14 protein-coding genes are annotated in these 13,633 nt (G+C 66.6%); 4 read left to right on the forward strand and 10 right to left on the reverse strand.

Going from position 1 to position 13,633, the window contains the following annotated elements:
• The 4 genes from ACYPYD_RS28055 to ACYPYD_RS28070 form a co-directional block, all read right to left on the reverse strand.
• Nucleotides 1-845 (reverse strand): dienelactone hydrolase family protein (locus tag ACYPYD_RS28055; RefSeq protein ID WP_459667056.1); only part of this gene is annotated, 845 nt, incomplete at its 3' end.
• Nucleotides 846-896: 51 nt separating this feature from the next.
• On the reverse strand, nt 897-1,298 hold the full coding sequence (locus ACYPYD_RS28060) for a VOC family protein (protein ID WP_459667059.1): 402 nt from the start codon (nt 1,296-1,298) through the stop codon (nt 897-899).
• Between the two features lie 147 nt (nt 1,299-1,445).
• The gene (gene purU, locus ACYPYD_RS28065) at nt 1,446-2,300 is read right to left on the reverse strand and encodes a formyltetrahydrofolate deformylase (protein WP_008832621.1); all 855 of its coding nucleotides are present in this window, start codon (nt 2,298-2,300) and stop codon (nt 1,446-1,448) included.
• An 11-nt stretch (nt 2,301-2,311) separates the two neighbouring features.
• Nucleotides 2,312-3,337 (reverse strand): NAD(P)H-dependent flavin oxidoreductase, encoded by a 1,026-nt coding sequence (locus ACYPYD_RS28070; protein WP_008832620.1) that lies wholly within the window; start codon nt 3,335-3,337, stop codon nt 2,312-2,314.
• Between the two features lie 44 nt (nt 3,338-3,381).
• Between ACYPYD_RS28070 and ACYPYD_RS28075 the strand changes: the two genes are divergently transcribed.
• Both ACYPYD_RS28075 and ACYPYD_RS28080 read left to right on the forward strand, forming a co-directional pair.
• Nucleotides 3,382-3,846 carry a hypothetical protein gene (locus ACYPYD_RS28075; protein WP_156799895.1) on the forward strand — a complete coding sequence of 155 codons (465 nt, stop codon included), beginning with the start codon at nt 3,382-3,384 and terminating at the stop codon, nt 3,844-3,846.
• Nucleotides 3,847-3,993: 147 nt separating this feature from the next.
• Nucleotides 3,994-5,517: a catalase gene (locus ACYPYD_RS28080; protein ID WP_459667061.1), complete on the forward strand. Its 1,524-nt coding sequence runs from the start codon at nt 3,994-3,996 to the stop codon at nt 5,515-5,517.
• 185 nt (nt 5,518-5,702) lie between these two features.
• Here the strand turns inward: ACYPYD_RS28080 and ACYPYD_RS28085 are convergent, their stop codons facing one another.
• Complete coding sequence (locus tag ACYPYD_RS28085; protein ID WP_459667062.1) at nt 5,703-7,994, reverse strand: glycoside hydrolase family 3 N-terminal domain-containing protein; 2,292 nt, start codon at nt 7,992-7,994, stop codon at nt 5,703-5,705.
• 185 nt (nt 7,995-8,179) lie between these two features.
• On the reverse strand, nt 8,180-9,439 hold the full coding sequence (locus ACYPYD_RS28090; RefSeq protein WP_008832616.1) for an aspartate kinase: 1,260 nt from the start codon (nt 9,437-9,439) through the stop codon (nt 8,180-8,182).
• 83 nt (nt 9,440-9,522) lie between these two features.
• Between ACYPYD_RS28090 and ubiG the strand changes: the two genes are divergently transcribed.
• The gene (gene ubiG / locus ACYPYD_RS28095; RefSeq protein WP_459667064.1) at nt 9,523-10,272 is read left to right on the forward strand and encodes a bifunctional 2-polyprenyl-6-hydroxyphenol methylase/3-demethylubiquinol 3-O-methyltransferase UbiG; all 750 of its coding nucleotides are present in this window, start codon (nt 9,523-9,525) and stop codon (nt 10,270-10,272) included.
• 152 nt (nt 10,273-10,424) lie between these two features.
• Here ubiG and ACYPYD_RS28100 read toward each other — a convergent pair whose 3' ends face one another.
• From ACYPYD_RS28100 to ACYPYD_RS28115, 4 genes are all read right to left on the reverse strand, one after another.
• Nucleotides 10,425-10,943 carry an AAA family ATPase gene (locus ACYPYD_RS28100; protein WP_459667067.1) on the reverse strand — a complete coding sequence of 173 codons (519 nt, stop codon included), beginning with the start codon at nt 10,941-10,943 and terminating at the stop codon, nt 10,425-10,427.
• Nucleotides 10,940-11,515 carry a nicotinamide riboside transporter PnuC gene (gene pnuC / locus ACYPYD_RS28105; protein WP_459667069.1) on the reverse strand — a complete coding sequence of 192 codons (576 nt, stop codon included), beginning with the start codon at nt 11,513-11,515 and terminating at the stop codon, nt 10,940-10,942. The genes ACYPYD_RS28100 and pnuC overlap by 4 nt, the downstream gene beginning before the upstream one ends.
• 28 nt (nt 11,516-11,543) lie before the next feature.
• Nucleotides 11,544-11,891: an arsenate reductase gene (locus ACYPYD_RS28110; protein WP_459667071.1), complete on the reverse strand. Its 348-nt coding sequence runs from the start codon at nt 11,889-11,891 to the stop codon at nt 11,544-11,546.
• Between the two features lie 111 nt (nt 11,892-12,002).
• Complete coding sequence (locus ACYPYD_RS28115; protein WP_459667073.1) at nt 12,003-12,323, reverse strand: antibiotic biosynthesis monooxygenase family protein; 321 nt, start codon at nt 12,321-12,323, stop codon at nt 12,003-12,005.
• A gap of 156 nt (nt 12,324-12,479) precedes the next feature.
• Between ACYPYD_RS28115 and aroC the strand changes: the two genes are divergently transcribed.
• A complete protein-coding gene (gene aroC / locus ACYPYD_RS28120; RefSeq protein WP_271182032.1) occupies nt 12,480-13,559 on the forward strand; it encodes a chorismate synthase in 1,080 nt (359 codons plus the stop codon).
• Nucleotides 13,560-13,633 lie beyond the last annotated feature (74 nt).

A 13,633-nucleotide genomic window follows, 5' to 3' on the forward strand; every position in this document is an offset into this window, starting at 1 on the left:
GCCACCATCGCCTTCCACGCCCGGTCCGCCTCGCCCGGATCGTAGGCAGGCGAATCCGGCACGCACCAGCCGTGGTCGGCGGCGTAGACTTCCACTTCGGCCGGGCGCTTCGCCGCATCGGCGGCCTTGCGCAGTTCGGTCTTCACCTCAGGCTGCTTGGCGTCGTCATTGCGGGCAATGGCAAACACATAACTCGCCTTCGTCTTGCCCAGAACCCTGTGCGGACTGTCGGGCGCCTCGGTCACCAGCCCCGCGCCGTGGAGCGACACCGCCGCCTTCACCCGCCCCGGCACCGCCGCCGCCGTGCGCACGGTGAACGGCCCGCCCATGCAGTAGCCGTTGCTGCCGATCCCGCGCTTGGTGTCCACCGCGTCCTGCGTGTCGAGGAACGCCACGTAGGCCGTCGCATCGCGCGTGACCGCCTCGGGCGTGAGCATCGCGCGCATCGGGCCGACTTTCGCCTGACCTTCGGGCGTACGGTACTCGGCGAAGCTCTTCATCACCGGCGCCGGACCGGAGCGGTAGTAGGGGTTCACCACCAAGACCGCATAGCCCTGCGCGGCGAGATTGCGGGCCATGATCTTCTTGGCATCACGCAGGCCCGCAATGTCGGGCCACATCACGATGCCGGGATGCTTGCCCCCACCCGCTTTATGGCCCGGATGGACGAAGAACGCATCGCACACGCCGTCCGCCGTGGTGATCGAAACCATGCGCTCGGTCAGTTCGCCGCCGCTCTCCGCCGCCACCGCTCCGCACCCGGTCAGCGCAAGTCCGGCGCCCAGCACCGAGAACGCGCGGCGGTCCATGCGGGTGAAGTCGTCGGCGGTATAGTCGTCACACATGGGCTGGCCTTTCGCTGCTTTCCCGGCAGCCTAGCAGAGCTTCGCGCGACCTCAATCGCCGTTGAAGTTGAGTTCCAGGTTCACGGCATTGGGATCGGCAAGGAACAGTTGCCTGAGGCCGATGTGCGTCAGGTCGTTGAACCGATAATCGAGGCCCAGTTCGTCCAGCTTCGCGCGGGTCGCCTCGAAGCCGCTGCAGCGCAAGGCGACGTGATGGAAGCCGTTGGTCGATTCGCCCGGCAGGTAATCGTCGTAGCGCCCCGGAGCGGTGGTGCGATCGACGAGGTGGATGATCGGCAGCCCGGCCCCGTCGCGCATCCAGTAGCCCGCGGTCCCGGCGCGGATCGAGGGGTTCTCGCTGCGGATCAGGCCCAGCACCCGCTCGTAGAACGTGGCAGTGCCTTCGAGGTCGTCGGTCAGGATGTTGACGTGATCGATGCCGCTGACCTGCATGGTGCTCTCCCTTGGTTGGACAAGGAGTACCCACCCCTGCCCCCTCCCGCAAGCGGGAGGGGAATGAGAGCACCATTCTTCGCCCTCCCGCTCGCGGGAGGGCCGGGAGGCTTGAGAGCGAAGCGAACTAGCCGGACGGGGTGGGCCTCAGCTCCGGAACACCACCGTCCGCGCTCCGTTCAGCAGCACCCGGTCCTCCAGATGCAGCCGCACCGCCTCGGCCAGCACGCGGCGTTCGATGTCGCGGCCCTTGCGGACCATGTCCTCGGGCGTGTCGGAGTGCGTCACCGGCTCCACGTCCTGATGGATGATCGGCCCTTCGTCGAGGTCGGCTGTCACATAGTGCGCGGTCGCGCCGATCATCTTCACCCCGCGCGCGTGCGCCTGGTGATAGGGCTTGGCGCCCTTGAAGCCGGGCAGGAAGGAGTGGTGGATGTTGATGCAGCGCCCCGACAGGAAGCCCGCCATCTCGTCAGAGAGGATCTGCATGTAGCGCGCCAACACCACCAGTTCCGCGCGCGTCTCATCGACGATGGCGCGGATCTGCGCTTCCTGCGCGGCCTTCTCGCCCTTGGCCATCGGCAGGTGATGGAAGGGAATGTCCCCCAGCATCAGCGTGTTGATCGCCTCGCGCGGGTGGTTGGAGACGACGCCGACGATCTCCATCGCAATCTCGCCGATGCGGTGGCGATAGAGCAGGTCCGCCAGGCAATGGTCGAACTTGCTGACCAGCAGCAGGACGCGGCGCGGCCGGTCGCGGCGCTGCATCGACCAGGCCATGCCGTATTCGTGCGCGATCGGACCGAAGCCTTCGCGGATGTCCTCGCGGTCCGTAGCGCCCGGATCGAAGGCCACGCGCATGAAGAAGCGGCCCTGCTCGAGATCGTCGAACTGCTGCGCCTCGGTGATGTTGGCGCCCATCTGCGCAAGATAGCCCGTTACCCGGGCGACGATGCCCGGGCGGTCGGCACACGAAAACGCGAGGATCAGCGGCTCGGCCATACCCTTGCCCCTTATGCCGCGACGGCGCCGCGATTGGTTAGCGCGGCCTCGCTCTCGGCCATGAGCGCGGCGATGATCTCGGCCACCGGCTCCTCCTTGCCGACCATGCCGACCGACTGGCCCGCCATGATCGAGCCGCTCTCGACGTCGCCGTCGATGACCGCGCGGCGCAGCGCGCCGGCCCAGAAGTGCTCGATCTTGAGCTGCGCCTCGCCCATGTCGACCTCGCCCGCGTCCAGCAGGCGCGCGACTTCGATCTGCTTGGCGGTGAATTCCTCGGTGCCCTTGTTCTTGAGCGCGCGCACGGGGATTACCGGCAGGCGCGGATCGACCTGCACCGATGCCACCGCATCGCGGGCCGAGGCGCGGAAGAACGCCTTCTTGAACGCTTCATGGGCGATCGATTCGCTCGCGCAGGCGAAGCGGGTGCCGAGCTGCACGCCGGCCGCGCCCATTTCGAGGTATCCGGCGATCGCCTCGCCCCGGCCGATGCCGCCCGCGACGAACACGAGGTTGTCGGCGGCGAGGCTCGGCAGGATTTCCTGCGCCAGCACCGAGGTGGAGACGGGGCCGATGTGGCCGCCCGCTTCCGAACCCTCGATCACCAGCGCGTCCGCGCCCGAGCGCAGCAGTTTCTTGCCCAGCGCCAGCGTGGGCGCGAAGCAGATGACCTTGGCCCCGTTCGCCTTGATCGCCTCGACGCTGCCCTTGGGCGGAATGCCGCCCGCAAGCACCACATGCGTCACGCCGTGCTTCGCGCAGACGTCGATCAGGTCGAACAGCATTGGGTGCATGGTGATGAGGTTCACGCCGAAGGGCTTGGACGTCAGCGCCTTGGTGGCGGCGATCTCGGTGTCGAGCAGTTCCGGGGTCATCGCCCCGCAGGCGATCACGCCGAAGCCGCCCGCGTTGCTGATCGCGGAGACAAGGTTGCGCTCGGAAACCCAGGACATGGCGCCGCACAGGATGGCGGTCTCGGTGCCGAGGAATTCGCAGCCGCGCGCCATCAGCGCGGAAGTCTTGGTGAAGGCGGTCATGAAATTCCCATAGCCCGGATTTTTGTTCAGCCGTGCGCCATAGGGTGACGAGCCGCACCGCACAAGCGGCGAGCGACGGAACCAAATGGCGACAAGTTCGTTCAGGTGAGGCACAGTTACATGGAAATCAGGGGGTCATTTCCAACATGCAACACGACGACGAACCGCTGAATGCCGCAGCCACGACACCGTCGGGCCCGGAAGCGGTCGCCGCGCAGGGCGTAACGATCGACGAACATCTGTTCGAGGACATTCTGGATCTCGAAGGCGCGTTGCGGTTGAGTACGCAGGCCACCGCCGGTCTCGGCGCCCCGCGCGCCACGGAAATCGTGATGCTCGGCCGCAAGTTGCCCGAACCTTCAGCCGCGAAGATGCAGGTCCTTGCCGATGAAGTGCGCAAGGCCACGCAGGCCGGCGATCTGGCGCGGGTGCGCGAGTGCCATCTGCACGTCATCGACACGCTGGTTTCGCTGCGCACGACGTGCTGGGCCGTAAAATCCGAAGAATAGATCAAGTTTCATCGACTTTCCCGATTACTCTTACATGTTCGTATAGCTTCTCCGCCTTGGCGGGCTTCGTTAGGTCTACAGCAGAGCCGCCAAAGGGCAGCACACGCCAATCCATGACCACAGGCCCATGACCAAAGGAGAGCCGACATGCACGGATCCAACTCAGACGAGCCCAAGTGCCCCTACGGCCACGGCGCCGCTACCCCGCTGACCACGCAGTTCGGCGCTCCCGTCGTCGACAACTCCAACTCCTACACCGCCGGGCCGCGCGGCCCGCTGCTGATGCAGGACGTCTGGCTGATCGAGAAGCTGGCCAACCTCAACCGCGAAGTGATCCCCGAGCGTCGCATGCACGCCAAGGGTTCGGGCGCATTCGGCACCTTCACCGTCACCGGTGACGTCTCGAAGTACACCCGCGCGAAGTTCCTCGCCGAAAAGGGCAAGCAGACCGAGCTGTTCGCCCGCTTCACCACCGTCGCCGGAGAGCGCGGCGCGGCCGATGCCGAGCGCGACATTCGCGGCTTCGCGGTGAAGTTCTACACCGAGGAAGGCAACTGGGACATGGTCGGCAACAACACGCCGGTCTTCTTCGTGCGTGATCCCCGCCACTTCGCCGATCTCAACAAGGCGGTGAAGCGCGATCCGCGTACCAACATGCGCAGCGCGCAGAACAACTGGGACTTCTGGACCCTGCTGCCCGAGGCCTTCCACCAGGTCACCTACGTGATGGGCGATCGCGGCATCCCCAAATCGTACCGCCACATGGACGGGTTCTCCAGCCACACCTACTCGTTCTACAACGAGGCGGGCGAGCGGTTCTGGGTGAAGTGGCACTTCAAGACCCAGCAGGGCCACGCGCACCTGACCGACGCCGAAGCCGCCGAAGTCGTCGCCGGCGACCGCGAGAGCAACCAGCGCGATCTCTACGAGGCGATCGAGCGCGGCGAGTTCCCGAAGTGGAAGGTCATGGTCCAGATCATGGACGAGGCCGAGGCCGAGACCTGCGGCTTCCATCCCTTCGACCTCACCAAGGTCTGGTCGCAGAAGGTCTATCCGCTGATCGAGGTCGGCATGATGGAGCTGAACCGCAATCCGGAGAACTTCTTCGCGGACGTGGAGCAGAGCGCCTTCAGCCCGTCCAACCTCGTCCCCGGCATCGGCGTCTCGCCCGACAAGATGCTGCAGGCCCGCCTGTTCGCCTACTCGGACGCACAGCGGTATCGTCTGGGGGTCAACCACCACCAGATCCCGGTGAACGCAGCGCGCTGCCCGGTGTTCAACAACCACCGCGACGGCCAGGGCCGGGTCGACGGGAACTACGGCGGACTGCTGCACTACCACCCGAACTCGTTCGACCAGTGGCAGGGCCAGCCCGAATTCCGCGAGCCCCCGCTGCGCCTCTCGGGCAACGCCGACTTCTGGAACTTCCGCGAGGATGACGACGACTACTACAGCCAGCCGCGCGCGCTGTTCCAGCTGATGGACGATGCGCAGAAGGAGCGCCTGTTCGGCAACACCGCCCGCGCCATGGGCGACGCGCCGGACTTCATCAAGCAGCGCCACATCGACAACGCCACCCGCTGCGATCCGGCTTACGGCGCAGGCGTGGCGGCGGCGCTGGGGATGAGCGTGAGCACCGAACTCTCGCCGGTGCCCGAACTGGCGGATTGACCTGACGGCCGAATGAAAAGGCCCCGTGTGCGGATGTCCGCGCACGGGGCCTTTTTCGTGATTGTTCCGTCACCCTTTGACAGTCATCCCCGCGAAGGCGGGGACCCATCTGATGACCGTGCAACACGAGAGAACCGGAGATGGGTTCCCGCCTTCGCGGGAATGACTGTCAAAGGGTCGGTGTCCTACTTCGCCACCGTGAACGTCGTCGCCATGTCGGCCTTCGAATCGCCGCCGACCCACACGTCGAAGGCGCTGTCGTCCTGCACCCAGCCCTTGGTCGCCGCGCTCCAGTAGCGCAGGTCGTCGGCCGTCAGCGTGAACTGCATATGCTTCGTCTCGCCCGGCGCGAGGGCGACGCGGGCGAACTTCTTGAGCTGACGCACCGGACGCGAGGACGTGCCCACGCGCTGGTGGATGTAGAGCTGCGCCACCTCGTCGCCTGCACGCTTGCCGGTGTTGGTGAGGTCGAACGACACCGTGACCGGCTCGCCCAGCTTCACCGAGGCGCGGTCCACCGCCAGCTTGCCGTAAGCGAACGTGGTGTAGCTCAGGCCATGACCGAAGGGCCAGGTCGGCGAATTGTCCTCGTTCCAGTAGCGCTTGTCGGCGCTTCCGGGCTGGTGCGAGGGCAGGTAGGCATACGTGTAAGGCGCCTGGGCAGCGCTGCGAATCCAGCTGAAGGGCAGCTTGCCGCCGGGATTGACATCGCCGAGCAGCAGGTTGGCGACGGCATTGCCGCCCTCGGAGCCGGGATACCACGCCTCCAGCACCGCGCCGGGCTTCGCGTCGCCAAGGCTCAGCGGGCGGCCGTTGACCAGCACTACGACCACCGGCTTGCCCGTGGCGATCACCGCGTCGAGCAGTTCCTGCTGACGGCCCGGCAACTTCAGGTCCGATCGCGAGGCGAATTCGCCCGCCATGTTCTGCGCCTCGCCCAGTACCATGACCGCGACGTCCGACTGCTTCGCAAGCGCGATCGCCCTGGCCAGTTCCGCCTTCTCGTCGATCGCGGGATGCTCGCCGGGTTTGTTCATAGCATCGAAGAAAGAGGGGTTCTTACGAGTGGGCCATGCCGTTCCCGTCGCATATTCGACCTTCACGCCCGCACCCAGCTTGGCGCGCAGGCCCGCAAGGACGCTGACGCCCTCCGGCTTGTTGGAAGAGAACACCCAGGGACCGAGCATGTCGTGCCCCGCATCGCCGAGCGGCCCGATCACCGCCACCGACTTGAGCTTCGCGCGGTCCAGCGGCAGCAGCCCGCCCGCATTGGCCAGCAGCACCGCCGACCGCTCGGCCGCGACACGCGCGACTTCGCGGTGGGCGGGATCGTCGAAGGTCCTGGGCACCGCCTTGGGATCGACATAAGGCTTGTCGAACAGGCCAAGGCGATACTTGGCCTCGAGCAGACGCAGCACCGGGCCGTCGAGCGCGCTTTCGGCCACTTCGCCGCCCTTCACCGCATCGACCAGCGCAAGCATCGGCGAGGGATTGCTCGGGACCGTCATGGCAAGGTCCATGCCCGCCTCCAGCGCGCGCACCGCGGCCTGCTTCGGGCTGCCCGCCATGCCTTGCTTCTCCAGCGAATCGACGCCGTTGGCATCGCTCACCACGAAGCCCTTGAAGCCCCATTCCTTGCGCAGCACATCGGTCAGCAGCCACGTGTTCGCCGCCGCCGGAACGCCGTTGAGGCCCATGTAGGCGCTCATGATATTACCCGCACCTGCATCGAGCGCGGCCTTGAATGGGGGCATGTAGGTGTTGCGCAACTGGCTTTCCGACAAGTCCACCTCGTCGTAGTCACGCCCGCCGAAGGAGGCGCCGTAGCCGACGAAATGCTTGGGGCCGGACAGCACATGCCCCGGCGTGCCGATGGCGCCGCCCTGGAAGCCGTGCACCTGTGCCGCCGCCATCGCCGCGCCGAGCACCGGGTCCTCGCCCGCGCCCTCGACCATGCGGCCCCAGCGCGGGTCCATGGTGATGTCGACCATCGGCGCGAAGGTCCAGTTGATGCCCACCGCGCGTGCTTCCGAGGCCGCGACCGACTGACCACGCTCGGCCGTCGCCGGATCCCATGATGCGGCCATCGCGATCGGCACCGGCATGATCGTGTGCAGCCCGTGGATCACGTCGTAGCCGATCAGCAGCGGGATGCCGAGGCGGGTCTTCTTCACCGCCAGTTCCTGCAGCTTGTTGATGCGCACCGGGTCGGTCACGAACAGCATCGAGCCGACCTGCCCCTTCGCGATCGCGGCGTCGATGTTCACCGCCGTCGCCTTCGGATTCGCCACGGTAGCGCCGCCGAAGTCGAAGTACTGGACGAGCTGGCCCGCCTTCTCCTCCAGCGTCATCCGCTGCAGCATCGCCTCCGCGCGCTCGCGTGCCTCGGCCTCGGTGACGATTTTCGCCTCTTTGGCAACGACCGGTGCAGCCGCAAGCGGAGCCAGCGACGACGTCAGGGCCAGAGCGAGTACCATTCGGGAAAGGCGCAAGGTCGATTACTCCATTGGAATGCTGATCAGCATACTTGTGCACGCGCACTATCGCGGTTTCGCGTATTTGACAGCGCTGTATCCGACGCGCGGATAGCGGAAACGAAAAAAGGCGACGCTTGCCGCGCCGCCTTTCTCCAATCCGTCGCGGGTACGCGAGAGCGCCGCGATCAGGCGGCCGCGTCGAGTCCGTAAGCGGTGTGCAGCACGCGCACGGCCAGTTCGGTCTCATCGGTGTCGATCAGGACCGAGACCTTGATCTCGCTGGTCGAGATGGCGATGATGTTGATGCCGCGATCGGCCAGCGTCTTGAACATCGTCGCCGCGACGCCCGCGTGGCTGCGCATGCCGACGCCGACGACGCTGATCTTCGCCACGTTGCCCTCGGCGATCATGCGGTAGTAGCCGATGGCTTCCTTGCGCTCTTCCAGCAGCGCCTGCGCGCGGGCGAGGTCGGCCTGCGGGACCGTGAAGGTCACGTCGGTCTCGCCTTTGTCCTTGGCAACGTTCTGGATGATCATGTCGACGTTGATGTTCGAATCCGCGAGCGGCGCGAAGATCGACGCCACCGCGCCCGGACGGTCGGCGATGCGGGTCAGGGTGATCTTGGCTTCGTTCTTGTCGGCAGCGATGCCGGTGATCAGCTGGCGTTCCATGTCGCTTCCTTCAAGCTCTTCGTCACTGACGATCAGGGTTCCGGGGATGGTATCGGCGGCGGGCGCGTTCTCGTCGATGAACGAGGACAGCACCTGCACGCGCACGTTCTCCTTCATGGCGAGGGAGACCGAGCGGGTCTGCAGCACCTTGGAGCCGACCGAAGCCAGTTCCAGCATTTCCTCATAAGTCACCAGCGGCAGCTTGCGCGCCTTGGCGACGATGCGCGGGTCGGTGGTGTAGACGCCGTCGACGTCGGTGTAGATATCGCAGCGGTCTGCCTTCACCGCCGCCGCCACGGCCACGGCCGAAGTGTCCGAGCCGCCGCGCCCCAGCGTGGTGACGCGATTGTCCGGCGAGACGCCCTGGAAACCGGGGATCACCGCGATCTGGCCCGATGCCATCGAGGCGATCAGCGCCTCGGCGTCGATGTCCTCGATGCGGGCCTTGGCGTGGGCGTCGTCGGTCTTGATCGGCACCTGCCAGCCCAGCCACGAGCGCGCCTTGCAGCCCATCGACTGCAGCGTCAGCGCCAGCAGGCCGGACGTGACCTGCTCGCCCGAGGCGACGACGACGTCGTATTCGGCAGGATCGTAGAGCGCATCGGCTTCACGGCAGAAGTTGACGAGGCGGTCGGTCTCGCCCGCCATCGCGGAGACGACCACGGCCACTTCGTGCCCGGCTTCCTGCTGGCGTTTGACGATACCCGCCACGCGCCGGATGCGCTCGGACCCGGCCATGGAAGTGCCGCCGAATTTCATCACGATACGTGCCAAGGCGCCGTTGCTCCCCTGCGTAAAAGACCCGCGCGGGGTGCGCGAGTGTGGATAAGAGTCGGCGGCGCTGTTAGGGGGGGATCATGGACAATGCAACTGCCTCTCTTCCCGCTTCGCGCGCAACAATCGATCCGAAGGAGGCCGCGCACTTCGGCGCCCTCGCCGCCGAGTGGTGGGACCCGAAGGGCACTTCGGCGATGCTGCACAAGCTGAACCCGGTGCGCCTCGGCTTCATCCGCGAGGCGATCGACGGGCATTTCGGCACCGATTCGCGCGGTCTGAAGCCGCTGGCGGGCAAGCGCGCGCTCGACGCCGGATGCGGCGCGGGCCTGCTGTGCGAGCCGCTGGCGCGCATGGGCGCGGCGGTGACGGGCGTGGACGCCGCACCCGAAAACGCCGCCGCCGCGCGCGCCCATGCCGAGGCGGGCGGGCTGGCCATCGACTACCGCGCGGGCGAACTGGGCTCGCTGGGCCTGACCGGCTACGACCTCGTCTGCTCGCTGGAGGTGATCGAGCACGTCACCGACAAGGCCGCGTTCATCGGTGACCTGTCCGCTGCGCTGGCGGACGATGGACTGATGATCCTATCGTGCCCCAACCGCACCGCCCGCTCTCGCGTGTTGCTGGTGGAGGCGGCGGAGCGGCTCGGCCATGTTCCGAAGGGCACGCACGAATGGAGCCAGTTCGTGACGCCTGAGGAACTGCGCGAGCTTGCGGATGGCGCCGGGCTGGAACTGGGCATGCCGCGCGGGATCGCATGGTCGCCGCTCAAGGGGCTGCACCTGTCGGACGATCTGGCGCTGAACTTCATCGCGACGGCGCGGAAGAAGTAAGCCACCCACTCATGCGCAAGGTTGCGCGAAATTAACCCGTCATCCCCGCGAAGGCGGGGACCCATCTGATGACGGCTCAACAGGCACTGTCAGGAGATGGGTTCCCGCCTTCGCGGGAATGACAGCAATAAAACTCGCGCGGAGTGGGCCTCTCACCGCGCCAGCACCCCCTCGATCGCCGCCACGGCCTTCGCCTCGCGCTCGCCCCAGGTTCCGGCGATGCGTACGAAGGTCACCCCGGCACGCACCAGCATGTCCTCGGCCAGCGCGGCGAAGCGGGCGCGGGTGTCATCGGTCCCGAAAAAGCGGGTGCCGTCCTCCTGCCAGGGCACATCGGGCTCGAACAGCAGGTAGAGGTCGGCCTTGGGATAGGCCAGCAGGGCTTCGGGTACTTCGCCGAACAGCATCTGCGCCCAGGCGGCGGTCATCAGCTGGTCGGTGTCGAACAACAGGACCGGCGCGCCGTCGTCGTCCGACAGCGCCCGGCGATTGTGCCGGGCCTGCCCCTCGGCGATGACGAGAAGGTCGGTCATCGTCAGGTCGATGCCGTTTTCCTCGCAGTAGGTGCGGCCATATTCGGGCACGAACGGCCAGCCGCGCGTGACGAGCAGGCGCTCGCACAGCACCGACTTGCCGGTGCTCTCGGCGCCGTGGAGGCAGACGGTCTTCATGCCTGCGTCCTGTAGGCGGCGATCCATTCCCGCAAGGCCAGCACCGACATCAGGAGAAATACGACGTAAAGCCCCGCCGTCGCCCACAAGTCCTTGTGAACATAGACCGCGATGGACGCGATATCGACGGCGATCCACAAGACCCAGTTCTCTATACGGCGAAACGCGAGCAGGATCTGCGCGGCGATGCTGGCCCCGGCAATCGCGGTGTCGGCGTAAGGCAGCGACGCATCGGTAAAGCGGTGCATCACCCAGCCGAGGTTGAGCGCCAGCGCCGCCGTCGCCGTCAACCAGACGACGCGGCTGAGGTTGCTCAGCAGGCGAACGGGCACGCGGTCGTCGCCCTCGCCGCCGGTTTTCGCCGCGCGCAGCCAGAGCACCCAGCTCCACCCCTGCGCGACGAAGAAGAAGACCTGCAGCCCCGCCTCGCCGTAGAGCTTCGCCTCGAAGAACACGGCGACGTAGAGCGCCACCATGGCCATGCCGAACGGATAGTTCCACACGCTGCGCCGCACCAGCAGCGCAATGTTGGCAAGACCGAGCGCGGCCGCGATCCATTCGACGGTGTTCATCGGAGCGGCTCCCGAATCAGGCCCCCGATCAGACGAACGCCGCCGCCCATTCCGGCTCCTTGAAGCCGACGAGGATGCCGCCGGGATGTTCCACCACAGGCCGCTTGATCATGCTGGGATTGGCGGCCATCAGCGCAGTCGCCTTCTCGGCGTCGAGGTCGGCCTTGTCGGCATCGGGCAGCTTGCGGAAGGTGGTCCCGGCGCGGTTCAGCACCTTGTCGAGCCCGGCGGCGTCGATCCACGCCGCGAGCTTTTCCGGGTCCGCGCCTTCCTTCTTGTAGTCGTGGAACGTGTACGCGATCCCCTTCGCGTCAAGCCAGACACGCGCCTTCTTCACCGTGTCGCAGTTGGGGATGCCGTAGAACTCGATCGCCATGCCGTACCTATCGCCCTGAAACGCAGGCACAAGTTACGGTAAGGAGCCTGCTTCACGCGCGGCGATACACCAAGCCGCGCGCGATGCATACCGGCAAGAACATGAGGCCGATCAGCCCGGCAGCCTTGCCTTCATGTCGAAGCGCTGCACCTTGGGCATGTCGCACGTGTAGAGCGTGTAGCTCTCGTAATATTCCTTCATGCCGCGACGCTGGACCATGAGATGCTCGGCATTGCGCGCCCAGGCGGCGGCGTACTCCGCGCTCTCCCATTCCGACATCGACAGCACTTCGCCGTCGTCCGCCGTATAGCTGCGGAACAACAGGAATCCCGGCTGCTCGGCGGCCATCGCCTCCATGGCGACGGCGTCGTGGATATAAGCGTCAACGTCGATGTCGGCGCGCTTGCGGTTGCGGAAAAGGACAAGGAACATTTGCGCTCCCTGCATCGCCGCAATCGGTTGTACAAGTGATCAAAAGCGCCATTGTGACCTGCGATTTGTCCCGCTTCGGGAAGATCGCAGCCGCTTCGACCACAATCAGCGCTCCACTGGACAAATCGCGCGATTCCCGACAAGGCGCGAGGCACCATGAGCATGAACAGCTTCGGCCGCCTTTTCCGCTTCACCACCTGGGGTGAAAGCCACGGACCCGCCATCGGCGCCGTCGTCGACGGGTGCCCGCCCGGCCTCGCGATCGACGAAGGCGTGATCCAGCCCTTCCTCGACGCACGCCGCCCCGGCCAGTCGAAGTTCACCACCCAGCGGCAGGAGCCGGACCAGGTCCGCATCCTCTCGGGCGTGTTCGAAGGACGCACCACCGGCACCCCGATCAGTCTGATGATCGAGAACGTCGACCAGCGTTCCAAGGACTATTCCGAAGTCGCCGTCGCCTATCGCCCCGGTCATGCCGACTACGCCTATGACGCCAAGTACGGTTTCCGCGACTATCGCGGCGGCGGGCGCTCCTCGGCGCGCGAGACCGCCAGCCGCGTGGCGGCGGGCGCGGTGGCGCGGCTAGTGATCCCCGAGGTCAAGATCCTCGCCTACGTCTCCGAGATCGGCGGCGACATGATCGATCCGGGCAAGTTCGACGAGGCCGAGATCGCCAACAACCCGTTCTTCTGCCCCGACGCGGCCGCTGCGGCGCGCTGGGAGAAGATCGTCGATGACGCGCGCAAGAGCGGCTCGTCGGTCGGCGCGGTGGTGGAATGCTATGCCAGCGGCGTGCCCGCAGGCTGGGGCGCCCCGCTCTACGCCAAGCTCGACGCGGATCTCGCGGCCGCGATGATGGGCATCAACGCGGTCAAGGGCGTCGAGATCGGCGACGGCTTCGCCGCCGCGCGCCTCTCCGGCGAGCAGAACGCCGACCCGATGCGCCCGAATGCCGAAGGGCCGGACGGCGCGCCGGAGTTTCTGGCGAACCACGCGGGCGGCATCGCGGGCGGCATCTCCACCGGCCAGCCGGTGACCTGCCGCGTGGCGTTCAAGCCGACCAGTTCGATCCTCACTCCGCAAGCGACCATCAACCGCTCCGGCGAGGCGACCGAGATGTTCACCAAGGGCCGCCACGACCCCTGCGTCGGCATCCGCGGCGTGCCGGTGGTCGAGGCGATGATGGCGCTGGTGCTGGCCGATCACAAGCTGCTCCACCGCGGCCAGTGCGGTTGAGTGGGCCGAATCCTCCCTGTTGCGAAGCAATGGGGAGGTGGCAGCCCGCAGGGCTGACGGAGGGGTCGTGGGGG

The sequence above is a fragment of the Novosphingobium sp. 11B genome (genome assembly GCF_054589055.1).

Coding starts and splice junctions, on each gene's coding strand:
- ACYPYD_RS28060 (WP_459667059.1), bottom strand. CDS start 1,298: ATGCAGGTCAGCGGCATCGATCACGTCAACATCCTGACCGACGACCTC.
- purU (WP_008832621.1), bottom strand. CDS start 2,300: ATGGCCGAGCCGCTGATCCTCGCGTTTTCGTGTGCCGACCGCCCGGGC.
- ACYPYD_RS28070 (WP_008832620.1), bottom strand. CDS start 3,337: ATGACCGCCTTCACCAAGACTTCCGCGCTGATGGCGCGCGGCTGCGAA.
- ACYPYD_RS28080 (WP_459667061.1), top strand. CDS start 3,994: ATGCACGGATCCAACTCAGACGAGCCCAAGTGCCCCTACGGCCACGGC.
- ACYPYD_RS28085 (WP_459667062.1), bottom strand. CDS start 7,994: ATGGTACTCGCTCTGGCCCTGACGTCGTCGCTGGCTCCGCTTGCGGCT.
- ubiG (WP_459667064.1), top strand. CDS start 9,523: ATGGACAATGCAACTGCCTCTCTTCCCGCTTCGCGCGCAACAATCGAT.
- ACYPYD_RS28100 (WP_459667067.1), bottom strand. CDS start 10,943: ATGAAGACCGTCTGCCTCCACGGCGCCGAGAGCACCGGCAAGTCGGTG.
- pnuC (WP_459667069.1), bottom strand. CDS start 11,515: ATGAACACCGTCGAATGGATCGCGGCCGCGCTCGGTCTTGCCAACATT.
- ACYPYD_RS28110 (WP_459667071.1), bottom strand. CDS start 11,891: ATGGCGATCGAGTTCTACGGCATCCCCAACTGCGACACGGTGAAGAAG.
- ACYPYD_RS28115 (WP_459667073.1), bottom strand. CDS start 12,323: ATGTTCCTTGTCCTTTTCCGCAACCGCAAGCGCGCCGACATCGACGTT.
- aroC (WP_271182032.1), top strand. CDS start 12,480: ATGAGCATGAACAGCTTCGGCCGCCTTTTCCGCTTCACCACCTGGGGT.